Annotated in this window: 15 protein-coding genes; 6 read left to right on the top strand and 9 right to left on the bottom strand. The window is 74.2% G+C overall.

Annotated features, from left to right (window positions below; all coding sequences use genetic code 11):
- Window positions 1-95 precede the first annotated feature (95 nt).
- The 6 genes from AB0R04_RS14615 to AB0R04_RS14640 form a co-directional block, all read right to left on the bottom strand.
- The gene (locus AB0R04_RS14615; RefSeq protein ID WP_363371129.1) at window positions 96-518 is read right to left on the bottom strand and encodes an SHOCT domain-containing protein; all 423 of its coding nucleotides are present in this window, start codon (window positions 516-518) and stop codon (window positions 96-98) included.
- A gap of 111 nt (window positions 519-629) precedes the next feature.
- Complete coding sequence (locus AB0R04_RS14620; protein WP_363371131.1) at window positions 630-1,214, bottom strand: NUDIX hydrolase; 585 nt, start codon at window positions 1,212-1,214, stop codon at window positions 630-632.
- Window positions 1,211-2,368, bottom strand: coding sequence for a type III polyketide synthase (locus AB0R04_RS14625; protein WP_363371132.1), 1,158 nt, complete (start codon window positions 2,366-2,368; stop codon window positions 1,211-1,213). The genes AB0R04_RS14620 and AB0R04_RS14625 overlap by 4 nt, the downstream gene beginning before the upstream one ends.
- A gap of 126 nt (window positions 2,369-2,494) precedes the next feature.
- The gene (locus AB0R04_RS14630) at window positions 2,495-3,700 is read right to left on the bottom strand and encodes a cytochrome P450 (protein ID WP_363371134.1); all 1,206 of its coding nucleotides are present in this window, start codon (window positions 3,698-3,700) and stop codon (window positions 2,495-2,497) included.
- A gap of 168 nt (window positions 3,701-3,868) precedes the next feature.
- A complete protein-coding gene (locus AB0R04_RS14635; protein ID WP_363371136.1) occupies window positions 3,869-4,603 on the bottom strand; it encodes a response regulator transcription factor in 735 nt (244 codons plus the stop codon).
- On the bottom strand, window positions 4,600-5,469 hold the full coding sequence (locus AB0R04_RS14640) for a histidine kinase (RefSeq protein ID WP_363371138.1): 870 nt from the start codon (window positions 5,467-5,469) through the stop codon (window positions 4,600-4,602). The genes AB0R04_RS14635 and AB0R04_RS14640 overlap by 4 nt, the downstream gene beginning before the upstream one ends.
- Window positions 5,470-5,607: 138 nt before the next feature.
- On the opposite strand from AB0R04_RS14640, the gene AB0R04_RS14645 reads away from it, so the two are divergent.
- The 3 genes from AB0R04_RS14645 (at window position 5,608) to hemC (ending at window position 9,722) form a co-directional block, all read left to right on the top strand.
- The gene (locus AB0R04_RS14645; RefSeq protein ID WP_363371139.1) at window positions 5,608-6,333 is read left to right on the top strand and encodes an ABC transporter ATP-binding protein; all 726 of its coding nucleotides are present in this window, start codon (window positions 5,608-5,610) and stop codon (window positions 6,331-6,333) included.
- Window positions 6,330-8,639: an FtsX-like permease family protein gene (locus AB0R04_RS14650; protein ID WP_363371140.1), complete on the top strand. Its 2,310-nt coding sequence runs from the start codon at window positions 6,330-6,332 to the stop codon at window positions 8,637-8,639. Before AB0R04_RS14645 ends, AB0R04_RS14650 begins: the two co-directional genes overlap by 4 nt.
- Before the next feature lie 147 nt (window positions 8,640-8,786).
- Entirely contained in the window at window positions 8,787-9,722 is a 936-nt protein-coding gene (gene hemC / locus AB0R04_RS14655) for a hydroxymethylbilane synthase (protein WP_363371141.1), read from the top strand.
- Window positions 9,723-9,740: 18 nt separating this feature from the next.
- On the opposite strand, the gene AB0R04_RS14660 is transcribed toward hemC, so the two are convergent.
- The 3 genes from AB0R04_RS14660 to AB0R04_RS14670 form a co-directional block, all read right to left on the bottom strand.
- Entirely contained in the window at window positions 9,741-10,652 is a 912-nt protein-coding gene (locus tag AB0R04_RS14660; RefSeq protein WP_363371142.1) for an LLM class flavin-dependent oxidoreductase, read from the bottom strand.
- Between the two features lie 304 nt (window positions 10,653-10,956).
- Window positions 10,957-11,748, bottom strand: coding sequence for an AAC(3) family N-acetyltransferase (locus AB0R04_RS14665; RefSeq protein ID WP_363371143.1), 792 nt, complete (start codon window positions 11,746-11,748; stop codon window positions 10,957-10,959).
- A 279-nt stretch (window positions 11,749-12,027) separates the two neighbouring features.
- On the bottom strand, window positions 12,028-12,597 hold the full coding sequence (locus AB0R04_RS14670) for a helix-turn-helix domain-containing protein (RefSeq protein WP_363371144.1): 570 nt from the start codon (window positions 12,595-12,597) through the stop codon (window positions 12,028-12,030).
- Window positions 12,598-12,680: 83 nt separating this feature from the next.
- On the opposite strand from AB0R04_RS14670, the gene def reads away from it, so the two are divergent.
- From def to AB0R04_RS14685, 3 genes are all read left to right on the top strand, one after another.
- Complete coding sequence (gene def, locus AB0R04_RS14675) at window positions 12,681-13,268, top strand: peptide deformylase (RefSeq protein ID WP_363371146.1); 588 nt, start codon at window positions 12,681-12,683, stop codon at window positions 13,266-13,268.
- A gap of 237 nt (window positions 13,269-13,505) precedes the next feature.
- On the top strand, window positions 13,506-13,811 hold the full coding sequence (locus AB0R04_RS14680; protein WP_363371147.1) for a hypothetical protein: 306 nt from the start codon (window positions 13,506-13,508) through the stop codon (window positions 13,809-13,811).
- A gap of 28 nt (window positions 13,812-13,839) precedes the next feature.
- Window positions 13,840-16,299, top strand: coding sequence for an SAM-dependent methyltransferase (locus AB0R04_RS14685; RefSeq protein ID WP_363371149.1), 2,460 nt, complete (start codon window positions 13,840-13,842; stop codon window positions 16,297-16,299).
- The last annotated feature ends 22 nt before the right edge of the window (window positions 16,300-16,321 follow it).

Here is a 16,321-nt window from a genome sequence, read left to right on the forward strand (position 1 = left end):
GCTGAGACGCTGAGCGGCTGGCCGCCGCGGCCGGGGCCGGTGGACGTCTGCGCGTCCGCCGGCCCCGGCCGCCGTGCGGGTCGGGCCGGGTCAGGTCAGGCCAGGAGCTTGTCCTTGGCCTTCTGGTACTCCTCCTCGGAGATGGCGCCCTTCTCCTTCAGGTCCGCCAGTCTCGCCAGGTCGTCGACGTGGCTGCCGCCGCCCCCGGGTGTGCCGGTTCCGGCCGCGTCCCGGATGTAGGCCTTGACGGCGGCCTCGCTCTGTCGGACCTGGGCGGCGTCCCGCTCGCTCATCGACTTCCCGCGGGCGATCACGTAGGCCAGCACACCGATCAGCGGCAGCACGATCACCAGGAGCAGCCAGCCGGCTTTGGCCCAGCCGCCCAGGTCGTGGCTGCGGAAGATGTCCGTGATGATCTTGAACAGCAGGAAGAACCAGAGGATCCAGAGGAACAGCTCCAGCATCGTCCAGAAGATGTTGAGCACCGGGTAGTCCACGGCCAGCATGTTGGTGTCCATGGCCGAGTCATATCACCGTAAAACGGACAATGCTCTCTGTTGTTCGGCCGTTCCAGTGGTCTTCCGGCCCGGCGGGAATATCTCGGAGCGGGGGCTCGGAGGGGCGGGGGATCAGCCCCGCCCGGCCCGCCGCCGCAGCTCCACGGCCAGCCCGATCAGCTCGCCCCACCAGGCGTCGTGCCCGGCCAGCAGCAGCCGCTGCGCCTCGTGCGCCGGCACCGCCCGCACCTCGACCACCTGCTCGCCGTCCGCCGGGTTGGTCGGCGTCGAGTCCACCGCGACCTCCGCCCAGCCCCACAGCCACGCCTTCTCCGGGTGCGGCTGCCACGGCCGGTACGGCGTCGGGTCCTCGGTGCGGCAGCGGTGCGCGCCGAGCCAGTCCGGCTCGCCGAGCAGCCGGGCGCCGGCCTCCTCGCGCAGCTCGCGCGCCAGGCAGGTGGCGATGCTCTCGTCCTGCTCCCGGGTGCCGCCGGGCAGGAACCAGTGGTCCCGGTCGTCCCGGCAGAGGACCACCTGGTCGTCCGCGAAGCCCACCAGGTGGATGTTGGTCACCAGCTCGTCCGGCGGCAGCACGGTGGAGAACAGTGCGTCGTACCGGCCCCAGGTCCAGTACTGCGGGGCGTGCAACGCGGGGAAGAGGGTGGCGAGTTCGGCGGATCTGTCGTCGGTGTCCGCCTGGTGCGTGGTGTCAGTCATTCGGTGATCGTAGTGCCGGCCGGGAAACGCCGGGGGGCGCTCGGATGGACGAGTGTGATGTCCGAGGTGGAGATGGCCCGCGGCCGTCGGCGGGCGGCCTCGACCGGCTCGCCGACCCAACTCCCCAGCGAGATCTCGGCGGTGATGCCCGGACCGAAACCGGCGATCAGGCCGGTGGTGCCGTCGGCCACGCCGCCGTCGGCGAACAGTCGGGCGAGCGCGTCGAAGACGACGGCGCTGGCGATGTTGCCGCGCTCGGTCAGCGTCGCGCGGCTGTACCGGAAGGTGGCCGGCTCCAGGTTGAGGAAGTGGCAGAGGTCGTCGAGGATGCGCGGGCCGCCGGCGTGCACGATGTAGAAGCCCAACCCGGAGACGTCCCAGCCGTGTTCGACGGCCAGGCCGCGCAGCGCCGGGGCGAGCATCTCCATGGTGCCGGGCACCCGCTTGTCCAGCTGGAAGTGGAAGCCGGTGTCCTTGACCCCGTAGGAGATCCAGTTCTCGGTGTCCGGGACGAGGTGCGAGCCGTTGCGCTCGACGTGCACGCCGGTGCCGCCGTGTCCGCGCATCACCACGGCGGCGACGGCGTCCCCGAACAGGCCGTTGGAGAGCAGTGAGCCGACGCCGAGGTCGGTCGGCTGGTAGCAGAGCGAGCAGAACTCGCAGGAGACGATCAGCACGTTGGCGCCCGGGTAGGCGCGGCAGAAGTCGTGCGCGCGGTTGACGGCGGCGCCGCCGGCCGCGCAGCCGAGCTGGGCGATCGGCATCTGGCGGGTGTCGGAGCGGAAGCCCAGGGCGTTGATCAGCCAGGCGGTCAGCGACGGCATCATGAAGCCGGTGCAGGACACGTAGATGATCAGGTCGATGTCCCGGGCGCCCAACTCGGCGTGACCCAGGGCCCGTTCGACCACCTCGGGGACGCGGAGCTTGGCCTCCCGCTCGTAGACCTCGTTGCGCGCGGTGAATCCCGGGTGGGTGAGGGTCTGCTCGATCGGCTGGACCAGGTGCCTGGTCCGCACCCCGGTGTTCTCGATCAGCCGCAGGGCGAGGCCGAGTTGGGGGTGGCCGGCGTGCAGGCTGCGGGCGAGGTCGAGGGTCTGGTCGAGGGTGATGACGTTCTCGGGTACGGCGATGGCCGGGCGGCAGAGTGTTGCCATGGTGCGGGTCTCCCCTGGGTGGCCTGGCCGGGCGGGCTGGTGAGCGGCCCGGGCAGGCGGCCTACGGATGCGTCGGACGGGCGCCGCGCGGTGCTCCGTGGCGGAGCCGGTGGCGCGGGGAGGAGGTCACCAGGCGAGCGGCAGGGTGCGGGGGTAGCGCCAGATCGACCCGGTGTGCCAGTCGAGTTCGGACGGCGGGACGGCGAGCCGCAGGCCGGGGAAGCGCCGCAGCAGGGTGCCGATGGCGACCTGGAGCTCCATCCGGGCCAGGTGCGCGCCGGGGCAGTGGTGCTGGCCGTAGCCGAAGGCCATGTGGGTGGGGGCGCCGCGGTCGAGGTCGAGTTCGTCGGGGCGCTCGTACATCGCCGGGTCGCGGTTGGCGGTGAGGTAGGAGACGTGGACGGCCTCGCCGGCCCGGATCAGCACGCCGCCCAGCTCGACGTCCTCGGTGGCGACCCGGGCGATGCCGACGCCCTGGCGGAACGGGATGAAGCGCAGCAGCTCCTCCAGCCCGCGCGGCAGCAGGTCGGGCTGGGCGCGCAGCTTGGCGAGCTGTTCGGGGTGGGTGAGCAGGGTGTAGGTGATGTTGCTGAGCTGGTAGGTGCTGGTGTCGTGGCCGGTGACCAGCAGGACCATCGCCATGACGGCCAGCTCCTGGTCGTCCAGCAGTTCGTCGCCGTCGCGGGCGGTGGCGAGGGCGCTGATCAGGTCCTCGCCGGGGTGGGCGCGGCGGGCGGCGGTCAGTTCGGTGAAGTAGCCGCGCAGCGCGGCCTTGGCGGCTTCCTGGCCGGCCCGGCTGCCGGGGCCCATCGTCATCATGGCGACGGCGTGGCCGCGCAGTTCGGCGCGGTCCTGCTCGGGGATGTCCAGCAGCTCGCAGATGGTGGTGAGCGGGAGCCGGCTGGAGAGGAAGTGCACCAGGTCGGCGGGGGAGCCGTGTTCGGCCATCTCGTCGAGGTAGCCGTCGACGATCCGCTGGGTGGCCGGGCGCATCCGCTCGACCTGGCGGTTGGTGAAGCCCTGGGCGACGAGGCGGCGCAGCCGGTTGTGGCCCGGCGGGTCCATCAGGTTGATCGCCTCGGCCTGGGCGATCGGGGCGGGCGTCATCCGGGGCAGGTCGCGCCCGATGCCGGCGGCGCGGCTGAACCGCCGGTCGGTGGTGACGATCCGGACGTCCTCGTAGCGGGTGGCGAGCCAGGCCTCGCCCTCGCCGTGCGGCAGCCGGATCCTGGCGATCGGGGCCTCGGTGAGCAGCCGCTTGAGGAGCGGGTCGAACTCCAGGCCGTCGGTGTGGTTGAAGGGGCAGTCCCACACGGGGGCGGAGGTAGTCACGGGCCTGTCCAAATGTCTTGAAAATGCCGCCCGAACGGTCATTTCTCGTTCGGGCGCGGACAGAGAGATGTTCCCCCATGAACTGGCAAAAATGTGAATCGGACCGGGAGTTACCTCTAACGAGTTAGCTAGATGATTGTCATGCGAATCAAGGGAGTTGACTGAACATCAGTTGACACTGCCCCCTGGTGAGACCAGCCCGGTCTCGTACGCGAGGACGACCGCCTGGGCCCGGTCGCGCAGGTCGAGCTTGGCGAAGATCCGGGCGACGTGCGTCTTCACCGTCGACTCGCTGAGCGTCAGTTCGGTCGCCAACTCGCTGTTGGACAGCCCGCGTCCGAGCAGCGCCAGCACCTCCGCCTCGCGCGGGGTGAGCGGGGCGAGGTTGCGGTGCAGCGGCGGGCCGTCGGCGCCGGGGGCGGGGCGCGGGGCGCCGGCCGCGAAGCGTTCGACCAGCCGCCGGGTGATCGAGGGGGCGAGCAGGGCGTCCCCGGTGTCCACCAGGCGCACGGCGGCGGCGAGATGGGCGGAGGTGACGTCCTTGAGCAGGAAGCCGCTGGCCCCGGCGGCGAGGGCGGCGTAGACGTAGTGGTCGAGGTCGAAGGTGGTCAGCATGATCACCCGGCAGCCGGGCGCCCGGGCGAGGATCCGGCGGGCGGCCTCCAGGCCGTCCATGCCGGGCATCCGGATGTCCAGCAGCGCGACGTCGGGTCGGTGCGCGACGGCGGCCGCCACCGCCTCGGCGCCGTCGGCGGCCTCGGCGACCACGTCGATGCCGCGCGCGGTGAGGATCATCCGGAAGCCGGTGCGGACGAGCTCCTGGTCGTCGGCGATCACCACCCGGGGGCGGCGCTCCCGCTCCGGCTGCTGCTCCGGCCCCCGCTGCACCTCGGCCCCGGTCACGGCCGGTCCAGCGGGATGCGGGCGCGGACCCGGTAGCCGCCGCCGAGCCGGCGCCGGGCGTCGAGGTCGCCGCCGTACACGGCGACGCGCTCGCGCAGGCCGAGCAGCCCGCGCCCGGCGCCGTCGGCCGTCCGGGCGGGCGCGGCGCCGGCGGGCTGCGCGGGCGCGGCGGGGGCGCCCGCCAGCACGCTCGGCCCGCTGTTGAGCACTTCCACCCGCAGGTAGTGGTCCGCGTAGCGCACCGTCACCTCGGCCGTCACCCCGTCCCCGTGTTTGAGCGCGTTGGTCAGCGCCTCCTGGATGATCCGGTACGCCGTCACGTCGACGCCGCCGGGCAGCGGTCTCGGCTCGCCCGAGATCCGCACCTCCACCGGCAGCCCGGCGAAGGCGAACCGGTCGATCAGCGGCCCGAGCCGGCTCAGGCTGGGCTGCGGCGCGAAACCGTCCGCCGCCTCCTCCTCGGTGCCGTCGGCGGCCGGGGCGAGCAGCCCGAGCAGGTGCCGCAGCTCGGTCATCGCGTCGCGCCCGGCGGCCTCGACGGCGCCCATCGCCGCCGCCGCCTCCGCGGGCATGGTGGCGATCACCTCGCGCGCGGCCCCGGCCTGGACCACCATCAGACTCACGTTGTGGCTGACGATGTCGTGCAACTCGGCCGCGATGCGCGCCCGTTCGGCGTCCACGGCGGTACGGGCGGCGCTCTCCCGCTCCCGTTCCAGCAGCCAGCCGCGCTCGCCGATGGCCGCCCGGTGCAGCCGCCGCGCCCGGGCGAGCGCGACGCCCAGCCAGCCGGCCCCCGCGACCGCCGTACCCGCTACCGCCGCACTCGCCACCGCTATGGCGGCCCAGTTCGTCCCCGTTCCCCACACACCGCCAGTTTCCCAGCCCACGCCATGATCGACATCATCCGGGGGTGCCGCCCGCGTACATCCCGGGTACTACGGCCGCCCCGGCTACACCCCGGGTGGGACGCCCGGCCCGGGGGCCCGCGCCTACCGTCGTCCACCATGAGCAACGACCACGACGGGACCACCCCGCCGAACGACGCACAGGCCGTCGTCGAGCTGTCCGGGGTCCACAAGGAGTTCGGCGACGCCAAGGCGCTCGACGGCGTCGACCTGCGGATCCGGGCGGGCGAGGCGGTCGCCGTGATGGGCCCCTCCGGGTGCGGCAAGTCCACCCTGCTGAACATGGTCGCCGGGCTGGACCGGCCGACCTCCGGCACCGTCCGGGTGCACGGCCAGGACCTCGGGCAGCTGAACGAGACCGGGCTGGCCCTGTTCCGCCGCCGCCACATCGGCATGATCTTCCAGTTCTTCAACCTGATCGACGACCTGCCCGCCCTCGACAACGTCGCCCTGGCCGCCCAGCTGACCGGCACCACGGCCCGCCAGGCGCGCCGCCGCGCCCTGGAACTGCTGGACGAACTCGGCGTCGCGCACCGCAAGGACACCTACCCGGCCGCGCTCAGCGGCGGCGAGCGCCAGCGGGTCGCGGTGGCCCGGGCCCTGATGAACCGCCCGGCGCTGCTGCTCGCGGACGAGCCGACCGGCGCACTGGACAGCCGCTCCGGCGAGCAGGTGATGGACCTGCTGATCGACCTCAACCAGATCGGCCAGACCCTGCTGATCGTCACCCACGACCCCAACCTGGCCACCCGCTGCGCCAGCCGCCTGGTCGAGGTCGCGGACGGCAAGGTGGCGCGCGAGCGGGCCCTGGAGGCGTCCGCATGACCGGCGCCGTGTGGCGGGCCTCCCGGGCGGCCGTGAAGCGCCGCCGGGTGCAGACCTTCGTGATCGGCCTGGTCGTCTTCTGCTCCACCACGACCGTGCTGCTCGCCCTCGCCGTGATCAGCGCCGCCCGGGCGCCCTTCGACGACGCCTTCACCGCCGAGCGCGGCGCCCACGTCGTCGCGGCCTTCGACCCGGCCAGGGCCTCGGCGGAGCAACTGGCCGCCACCGCCCACCGGCCGGGCGTCGAGGCGGCCGCCGGGCCGTTCGACCAGGCCGTGGTGGAGATCCCCACCGACTGGGTCGGCCGCCCGCCGGGCCCGCTGACCCTGGTCGGCCGGGCCGACCCGGCCGGGCCGGTGGACCGGGTGCAGCTGCTGGGCGGCCGCTGGGCCACGGCGCCCGGCGAGGTGGTCATCCAGCAACCGGGCGGCGGCGCCGCGACGACGTTCCTCGGCACGTCGCTCACCACCGCCACCGGGCTGAAGCTCACCATCGTCGGCTTCGCCAGCGGCATGAGCCAGTCCGCCGGCGGCTGGGTCGTCCCCGAGCAGGCGGCCGCCCTGCACCCCACCGGCCGTCAGATGCTCTACCGCTTCGCCGACGCGGACACCGAGCAGCAGCTGACCGCCTCCCTCGGCACGGCCACCGAGGGCCTGCCCAAGGACGCGCTCGCCAGCGCGCAGTCGTACCTGGTGCTCAAGCAGGCCTTCTCCGCCGGCGCCGACGCCTACCTGCCGCTGATGACGGTCTTCGGCGTGCTCGGCCTGGTCGTCGCGGCACTGATCGTCGGCAACGTGGTGAGCGGCGCGGTGGTCTCCGGCTACCGGCACATCGGTGTGCTGAAGTCGATCGGCTTCACCCCGCGCCAGGTGGTCACGGTCTACCTGACCATGGTCTCGGTGCCCGCGGTCGTCGGCACGGTCCTCGGGACGGCGGCCGGCTGGGCGGGGGCGTACCCGATCCTGGAGACCGCCTTCAGCGGCATCTCGACCGGCACCGCCGTGATCGAGCCGGCCGGCTGGCTGCCCGCCGCCACCCTGGTCGGCGTCCCGCTGCTGGTCGTCGCCGCCGCGTTCGTCCCGGCCTCGCGCGCCCACCGGCTCTCCGCCGCCCAGGCGATCTCGGCTGGCAGCGCGCCGCGCACCGGGCGCGGGCTGAAGGTCCAGCGCCGGCTGAGCGGCACCCGGCTGCCGCGCGCCGTCAGCCTCGGCCTCGGCCAGCCCTTCGCCCGCCCGGGCCGGACGGCGCTGACCATGGCGTCGATCGTGCTCGGCGTGGTCACCGTGACGGTCACCACCGGCCTGAGCAGCACCCTGGCCAGGAGCATGGCCCCGGTAGACGACAAGATCCACGTCAACGTGCAGACCGGCCACTTCCAGGGCAACACGGTCGAGCCGCAGCTGACCCCGGCCCAGACCGAGGCGATGCTGCGCGCCACCCCCGGGGCCGCGCAGGTCGTCACCCGGGGGCTGGTCCGAGTGGGCGTGGTCGGCCACACCCAGCCCGTCTTCATGGACTTCTACGGCGGCGACGACATCGCCGGCACCAGGTGGCTGCGGGTGGTCAAGGGCCGCCCGGCGACCGGGCCGGACGAGGTCCAGGCCGGGCCGGCCTTCCTCGACCAGCGCGGGCTCAGGCTCGGCGACCGGATCACCCTGACCCTGGAGGGCCGACAGCGGGCCGTCACCATCGTCGGCGAGGAGATCCAGGGCAACGCGAACGCGATCACCTCCAACGACGCCACCCGGGCTGCGCTCACCCCCGACCCGCACACGGTCGAGTACGACGTGCGGCTCGCCGACGGCGCCGACGCCGCCGCGTACCAGAAGGCGGTCGGGGCCGCCGACCCGAGCCTGACGCCCTCGGTGGTCGTCGAGAGTTCGGCGGGGCCCGTCGTCGCGATCCAGACCTTCAGCACGACCTTCACCGTCCTGCTGTCGGTGGTCGCCTCGCTGGGCGTCTTCAACACCCTGCTGCTCACCATCCGCGAGCGCCGCCGGGACATCGGCATGCTGAAGTCCATCGGCATGACGCCCCGCCAGGTCGTCGCGATGACGGTCACCTCGGTGGCCTGGCAGGGCGCGCTCAGCGGCGTCATCGGCATCCCGCTCGGGATCGTGGTGCACCGGCTGATCGCCGAGAACGTCCGGATCCTGGCCTTCCCGGAGCACATGATCGACGTCTGGGGCGCCCCGCTGCTCGCCGGGCTCGCACTGGCGGGCGTCGCGATCGCCGTCCTCGGCGCCCTCGTCCCGGCCCGCTCGGCGGCCCGGCTGCCGATCGCCGAGGTGCTGCACAACGAGTGAGCGCGGCCGACACGCGGGCGGCACACGGATGGTCGGACGGTTCTTCGCCCGGCCGTCCGCGCGCCGTCCGGGTGCCGTCCGACGGGCCTTCGGCCGCATGGCTGACGCCGGGTCAGGGCCCGGCGTTCGAGCGCCTATCATCGCGCCATGGCCACCGCTGAGCTGATCCGCATCGTCTCCCGCTCCTCGCCCATGGCGCTCGCCCAGGTCGAGCGGGTCCGCGCCGAACTCGCCGCCCTGCACCCGGGCCTGCGCACCGAGGTGGTGCCGGTCACCACCTCCGGCGACCGCTGGATGGGCGACCTCGCCCGGCTCGGCGGGAAGGGCGCGTTCACCAAGGAGGTCGACGCCGCGCTGCTCGCCGGGGAGGCCGACGTCGCCGTGCACTGCCTCAAGGACGTGCCCGCCGACCGCCCGCTGCCCGCCGGCACCGTCTTCGCCGCCTACCTGCGCCGCGACGACATCCGCGACGCCCTCGTCCACCCCGGCGGCCTGACCCTCGCCGAACTGCCGCCCGGCACCCGGATCGGCACCTCCTCCGTCCGCCGGGTCGCCCAACTCGCCGCCTCCCACCCGCACCTGGTGTGCGTGCCGATCCGCGGCAACGCCAACAGCCGGCTGGCCAAGCTGGCCGCCGGGGAGGCCGACGCGCTGCTGCTCGCCGCCTCCGGGCTGGAGCGGATCGGCGAGCAGGCGCGGATCACCGAGATCCTGGACCTCGACGCGATGTGCCCGCCGATCGGCGCCGGCATCCTCGTCCTGCAGTGCCGCGAGGACGACGTCGTCACCGTCGACGCGGTCGCCGCGCTCGGCCACCGCGACACCTGGCGCGAGGCGGCGGCCGAGCGGATGTTCCTGCACGTCCTCCAGGGCCACTGCAACAGCCCGATCGCCGGCTACGCCAGGGCCGAACCGGACGGCCGGCTCTCGCTGCGCGGCCGGGTCTTCAGCCCGGACGGCAAGCAGGTGCTGGACGCCCATGAGTGGGCCGGCGCGCTCAGCCCCGAGGACCTCGGCACCTCCACGGCGCTGGCGCTCAAGCGGCAGGGCGCACAGGAGCTGATCGCGGGCATCCCGCACTGATCTCCATCTCTCCGGCCTTTACTGGAACAGCAGTTCGGCGAAGCGGTCCACCTGGTCCACCTCGGGGGACCAGCAGTACAGCATCACCTCGTCCGCGCCGATGGCCGTGAAACCGGCCACGGCGGCCCGGATCGCCTCCGGCGTGGTGAGCAGGCCCTCCTCCATCCGGTCGGCGCGGCCGCTGGACTCGTAGTACGCGCGGATGTTGCGCCGGGCCTGCTCGACCGTCTCCGCCGGGCCGAGGACGGCGTTCGCCTGGGCGACCAGCCGGGGCCGGCCGTCCCGGCCGTGCCGCTGCCAGGACTTCTCGACGTCCTGGAACAGCCCGGCCATCGCCTCCGGCGGCACTCCCGCGCCGAGGAAGCCGTCCCCGAACCGGCCGACCCGGTCCAGCGCGGCCGGGGCGAAGCCGCCGAACAGCACCTCGGGGCCGCCCGGCGTCGCCGGCGCGGGTCCGACCGGGCCGACCCCCTCGCCGAACGGCTCACCGGCCCAGAGGCGGCGCAGCACCGCCATCCGCTCGTCCAGGAGCCGGCCCCGGCGGCGCGGGTCGATGCCGGCGGCCAGGAAGTCGTCCTCCCGGCCGCCGACGCCGAGGCCGAGCGTGAACCGCCCGCCGGAGAGCAGGTCCAGGGTGGCGGTCTGCTTGGCGAGCAGCGCGGGGACGTGGTGCGGCGCGAGCAGCACCTCGGTCTGCAGGCGGACGCGGGACGTGGCGCCGGCCAGGGCTGCCAGCGTCACCAGCGGTTCGGGGTTGTCGAACACCACCCGGTCCGCCAGGCCGAGCGTGCTGAACGGGCCGGCGTCGGCCCGCCGGGCCCACTCGAACAGCAGGACGGGGTCGTGGAGGGGCAGACCGAGGCCGATCTTGACGGCCTGCGGGGCGGCTTGCGGGGCGGGCTGCGAGGTGGGCTGAGGGTCGGGCTGCATGGGGATCATCCTCCGGAGGGCAGGCCGCATACGGGCGCCGCCCCTCCGCGGGCCCGCGCGCGGTGCGCGGCCCTGCTCCCCGTCCTGCGGCTCGTCGTTCCGGGGAGCGTGCTCGTCGGAGTGCGGCGACGGTTGCGCGAGGTGTTCCCCGGGTCCAACGCCGTTCCCCGCGCGTCCGTGCCTGGAATGATGCCCGGGAATCGCCGGGCAACTGACGATTCATCAAGATTCCCGGCGGCGTGCCGGAGTCGGGCGCGGCGCCGGAGAGCTCCCACCCGACCCGGCCCTGGGGGCGGATCGACCGCTACGCCCGGTGCTCGGGCAGCCAGTGCTGGGCGTAGGCGACGGCGTCGCGGAGGCGGAAGAGGCGGGTGGTGGCGGCGCCGACCGTGGCGTGGCGGACGGCCTTCGGGTGGTCGGCCTCGAAGGCGGTGCCGAGTTCGGCGAAGTCGTCGGCGTTGATGGCCCGGTCGCGGACGGTGAGCCATTGCCGGCCCTCGGGGGTGAGGGCGGCGAAGGAGACGTCCTCGCTCGGGCCCGGGACGCGGTACTCGGCGAGGTGGAAGCAGGTGCAGGAGCCGAAGTCGGCGCCCAGCAGCAGGACCTGGGCGTCGCGGTCCTCCAGCCGGGCGAGCGGGCTGGACTCGCCGAGCAGGCAGTCGAGGGCGTGTCCGTCGGTGGTCTCGGCGGCGCCCGGGCCGAGGGCGGCGAAGGAGGTCTGCGGGTGGGCGCTGCGCCGGGCGCCGGGCCAGATCCGGACGGCCTCGGGGATGGCGCCCATCCCCAGGGTGGGGCTCACCTGCGGGTCGTACGCGGGCCAGGACGCCCGGATGTCGGGCCACCAGGCCTCCGGGACCGGCGGGTTGGACCAGCCGGCGGGGTCGGAGTTGTCCCCGGTGTGGGTGGGGACGGCGAGGGTGCCGGTCGGCCCGAGGGCGTCGAGCAGGGCCTGGACGACGGTGACCGGCCCGCCGGAGACCCAGCCGAGGGAGCGCAGCGAGGAGTGCACGAGCAGCGTGCCGCCGGGTTCGACCCCCGCGGCACGCAGGTCGGCGGCGAGGGACTGGCGGGTGCAGAGGGGGCCGTTGACGCGCATCAGGCCAGCTTGCAGGTCGGCGGGCCGGGTGCGCCAGCGGGTTTATTTCCCTCGCCTGGACACCGCCCGCGTGCCGTCTCTGACGCGTCGCCAAATTGGTCTTGACCATTGCTTGGGGTTCGGGAGTGGAGGAGGATCACCGCGAAGCGCCGGGCGGCCTGACCCCGAGTTCCCTGTGAAGGTTGACGGTCGCGGAGCAGGAAGTCGGTCCCGCCGACTTCCGGCTCCGTCTGTGTGCGGCCCTGCCTCTCGGCGCCCCCCGGCGCCCCTCCGCGCCCGTCAGTGCTCGTCCGGGAGGAGCGGGAAGAGGCGGGCCACGGCGGCGACCGGGCGGGCGCCGGCAGGACGGCCGGCCGGGTCGGCCTCGCGGTCGCGGTAGCGGGCCAGCACCTGGCGCACGGCCTCGCCGACGGCGGCCAGTTCGGCGGGGGTCAGGTAGAGGACGGTGCTGAACGCCTCGTCCTGCCGCCAGTCGGCCGGCGCCGTGTCGCGGCGGGCGAGCCAGCGCTGGTAGCTCTCGTCCTCCAGGCCGCGCGCGAGTTCCCCGAACTCGTCTTCTGCGGCTGGCTGGTGGGGTTGGTGTGGTTGCTGCGGGAGTCGCCAGGGGCGGGCGCGGCCGTCGGTGGAGGGGGCCTCCTCGATGAGGCCGTGGCGGGCCAGTTGCCGCAGGTGGAAGGAGCACAGGCCGGAGCTGTACCCGGTGGCGGCGGCGGCCTCGGTGGAGGTGAGGGCGGCCTTCTCGGCGAGGAGGCCGAGGAGCGCGGTGCGTACGGGGTGTTGGGGGAGGGGGCCGGTGGCGGGCGCGGTGAGGCCTTTGGCGTCCTCGGCGGCTTTGGCATCTTCGGTCACTTTGCAAAGTCTGCTACTTTGCAAAGTCGATGACAAGCCGTCATCCGTGCCGTCGTGTCGACGGTGTCGACGAGGGAGCGCCGATGTCCGAACTGCGTGAACGCCCGACCGTCCTGCGGATCACCGAGGTGGGGGAGGACATCCTCCGCCGCACCTGCCGCCCGGCGACCGGGGAGGACTACGGCAGCGAGCGGCTGGCCCGTCTCATCGAGGACATGTTCGCCACCATGCAGGTCGCCGACGGCTGCGGGCTCGCGGCCAACCAGGTGGACGTGAACCTGAGCCTCTTCGTCTACGACTGCCGCGACGACCAGGGCGTCCGGCACGTCGGCCACGTCCTCAACCCGGTCGTCGAGCCCCGCGAGCCCGGCCGCCGGCTGATCGAGGACACCGAAGGCTGCCTCTCCGTCCCCGGCGCCAGCACCGAACTCGCCCGCCCGGCCGAGGTGGTGGTGCACGGCTTCGACCAGTTTGGCGCCGCCGTCACCATCGAGGGGGCGGGCTACTTCGCCCGCTGCCTCCAGCACGAGACCGACCACCTGAACGGGCAGTTGTACATCGACCGGCTGTCCGGTCGGGACCGCAAGCGCGTCCTGCGTCAGACCGCCGACCGCCGGGAGGACGTCTTCGCCCAGCGGGCCCGGCGCGCCGCCCGCCCGTCGACCCGCTGACCGCGCCCGACCAGGACCTCGGGTGCGGGCCGCTCCGGGGGCGGCGCACCCGGACAGCTGGGGACTGTCGGCATTCGGCGTCGACGTGTCGGGTGAGATGGCCGCGTTCCTCTGCGGCCCCCATCCCGACCGGCCGCAGCCGCACCCGCAGGGCTGTCGGCGCGAACTGGCGTTCAGTAACATGAACTCGCCAACGCCCGTGGCTCCGAAGGGACGAGTGACAGTCGAGTGCCTACCGTGACCGCAAGCAGCCTGGCCTTCGACGTCGTCGACATCGACGTGGACGCCGATCTCGCGCTGGACGCCGACACCGCCGCGGACCGGCCCTTCCGCCAGGTCGGCCGGACGGACTTCGACCTGGCCGGCCCGATCCTGACGGAGCCCACGCCGCAGATCACCCAGATGGACTTCGAGGTGGACGCCCCGGGCCTGATGGAGCCCACGCCGCAGATCACCCAGATGGACTTCGAGGTGGACGCCCTGGTCCTGATGGATCCGCCGCCGCAGGTCGTCCAGCTGGACTTCGCCGTCGACGTCGCCTGACGCCGCCGACACCGACTGACGCCGCCCGATGGACCCGAACCGCCCGTACGGCCGCCCCTTCGACCGCTTCCCGACCCGCCGCGAGCATGAGGACCGCTGGGCGGAGCTGGCCCGGGCCATCGCCGCCGCCGCCCCCGCGCCGCGCCGCCCCGAGCGGGACGGCGAGCCCGCCGAACCGGCCACGCCCAAGGGCGAGTTGACCGTACTCGGCTCCGGCATCGAGGCGGCCGGGTTCACCCGCGCCGACGAGCGGCTGCTCCGCGAGGCGGACCACGTCTTCCACTGCGTCGCCGACCCGGTGACGGTGGTGCGGATCAAGGCCTGGCGGCCCGACTCCTACGACCTCGGCGTCCTCTACGACGACGCCAAGGACCGCTATCTGACGTATGTGCAGATGTCCGAGGCGATCCTGCACTTCGTCCGGGCCGGGCGGCGGGTGGCGGCGGTCTTCTACGGCCACCCGGGTGTGTTCGTCCTCTCCAGCCACCGCGCCGTCCGGATCGCCCGCCGCGAGGGCCACGCGGCCGTGATGCGTCCGGGGATCAGCGCGCTGGACGTCCTGTGCGCCGACCTCGGCGTGGACCCGAGCAGCCCCGGCATGCAGACCTTCGAGGCCTCGGACCTGCTGATCCGCGGCCGGCGGATCGACCCGGGCCTGCACCTGGTGCTCTGGCAGGTCGGGCTGGTCGGCGAACTCGGCTACCAGCGGACCGGGTTCTTCAACCACCGGCTGCCCGTCCTGGTCGACCGGCTGGAGGAGGTCTACGGCCCGGACCACCCCGTGGTCAACTACATCGGCGCCCGCTACCGGGGCACCGCCCCCGTCACCGACCGGCACACCGTCGCCGGGCTCCGGGACCGGGCCGTGCAGCGGACCGTCACCAGCGCCTCCACCTGGTACCTCCCACCGGCCGTCGCCGCCCCGGCCGATCCGCGGATGCTGGAGCGGCTGGGCCTGATCCGGCCCGGCCAGACCGTGCGGCCGCCCACCGGCCCGGTCCGGAACATCGACGAGTACGGGCCGCGCGAACTCGCCGCCCTCGACGGCTTCACGGACTTCCACGTCCCCGGCGGCTACCACTGGCAGGAGGACACGCCCGCCGCCCGCTTCGTCCTCGCCCTGGGGGAGGACGGCGCCCTGCGCGAACGCTTCGTCCGGGAGCCGGAGGCGGCGGTGGCGTCCTGGGCGCCGCCGGACCTGGCCGACGCCGAACGCGCCCTGCTGGCCCGCCGCGAGGACGCGGCCATGCAGGCCGCCGCCAAGGGCCGCTACCGGCGGCCGACCCCGGAGGCGGCGCGGCGGCTGCGCACCCTGCTCACCCGCAAGTCCGAGGCGCGCGCGCTGCTCCGATCGGTGCGCGACGGCGGGCACGGGGGCGGCGAGCTCGGGGGTGGCGGGCTCGCGGGCGGGGGGAGCAGCATCCGGCGCGACCTGGACACCGTCCTCGCCGAGGCCCTGTATCCGTGGACGGGCCTGTACGGCACACCGGACGGCGACCTCGACGTCTACGTCCTGGGCCGCGCCACCGACCCGCCCCGGCACCGGATCCACGTCAACGGGCGGCGGATCACCGCCCCGCACCACGCCCACGGCGTGCTGCGTTGGCGGGTCGAGGACGGCAACGACTGCGGCGGCGAACTGCGCACCGAGGTCGGCCGGGACGGGCGGCGCCGGCTGGTCGGCGCGGTGTGGCCCGCCGGGCGGGTGGCGTCGGCGGAGTTCTCGGTGCAGCTCGCCGAGTACGCCCTGCCGGACGTGCCGCCGCTCGCCGACCTGGTCGGCGACTACCGGGCGGCGGACGAGGCCGGGCGCGAACTGGTCGTCTCCGTCGGGCCGGGCGAGGACGGACCGGCGTTGCGGGTCCGCGTCACGGTCGGCGGCGTGCCCACGGCGGCCGCCGTCGTGGTCGGCCCGGCGGGCTTCGAGGTGGACGGCGTCGCCGTCCCCTACGCCCAGGCCGTGGCGGCATCGACCGTGCCGCCGTATCTGTACGGCTGCTACCGGGTGCAGCTGCCGGGCGGCCGCGGCGCGGAGCTGAGGGTGGCCGAGGACGGCATCACCCTCGACGAACAGCCACTCCTCCACACGGAGTTCACCGGCAGGCGCCTCACCTGGCGCGACGGCCCCGCACCACTGCCGTCCGCCGAACTGACCTTGCTGCTCGACCCGATCACCCTGCACCCGATGCTCACTGGCACCGGCACCATGTCGACCACCGGCACCGTGCCGACCACCGCCCCCGCCCCCGGCCGCGCGCCCGGCGGCCCACGGCTGCCGGTGGTCGGCATGGTGCCGGTCGCCGCCGAACAGGCCGAACGCCTGGCCGTCCGCCCGCAGTTCGGCCTCCCGGCCGGGCCGTGGGCGCACCTGACGGCGCTCGCGGCCGAGGCGAGCCACGGCGGGGGCCTGTTCTGGTGGCACGGCTGGGAGCAGTCCGCCACCGCCCTGCACACGGTGCGGCGCGCACTCTGGGAGGCGGGCCTCTAGCCTCGCCGGCGAAGCCCTGCCC

It is taken from the genome of Kitasatospora sp. NPDC056731 (assembly GCF_040687675.1).
GTDB lineage: Bacteria > Actinomycetota > Actinomycetes > Streptomycetales > Streptomycetaceae > Kitasatospora.

Coding starts and splice junctions, on each gene's coding strand:
- AB0R04_RS14615 (WP_363371129.1), bottom strand. CDS start 518: ATGGACACCAACATGCTGGCCGTGGACTACCCGGTGCTCAACATCTTC.
- AB0R04_RS14620 (WP_363371131.1), bottom strand. CDS start 1,214: ATGACTGACACCACGCACCAGGCGGACACCGACGACAGATCCGCCGAA.
- AB0R04_RS14625 (WP_363371132.1), bottom strand. CDS start 2,368: ATGGCAACACTCTGCCGCCCGGCCATCGCCGTACCCGAGAACGTCATC.
- AB0R04_RS14645 (WP_363371139.1), top strand. CDS start 5,608: ATGAGCAACGACCACGACGGGACCACCCCGCCGAACGACGCACAGGCC.
- AB0R04_RS14650 (WP_363371140.1), top strand. CDS start 6,330: ATGACCGGCGCCGTGTGGCGGGCCTCCCGGGCGGCCGTGAAGCGCCGC.
- hemC (WP_363371141.1), top strand. CDS start 8,787: ATGGCCACCGCTGAGCTGATCCGCATCGTCTCCCGCTCCTCGCCCATG.
- AB0R04_RS14660 (WP_363371142.1), bottom strand. CDS start 10,652: ATGCAGCCCGACCCTCAGCCCACCTCGCAGCCCGCCCCGCAAGCCGCC.
- AB0R04_RS14665 (WP_363371143.1), bottom strand. CDS start 11,748: ATGCGCGTCAACGGCCCCCTCTGCACCCGCCAGTCCCTCGCCGCCGAC.
- def (WP_363371146.1), top strand. CDS start 12,681: ATGTCCGAACTGCGTGAACGCCCGACCGTCCTGCGGATCACCGAGGTG.
- AB0R04_RS14685 (WP_363371149.1), top strand. CDS start 13,840: ATGGACCCGAACCGCCCGTACGGCCGCCCCTTCGACCGCTTCCCGACC.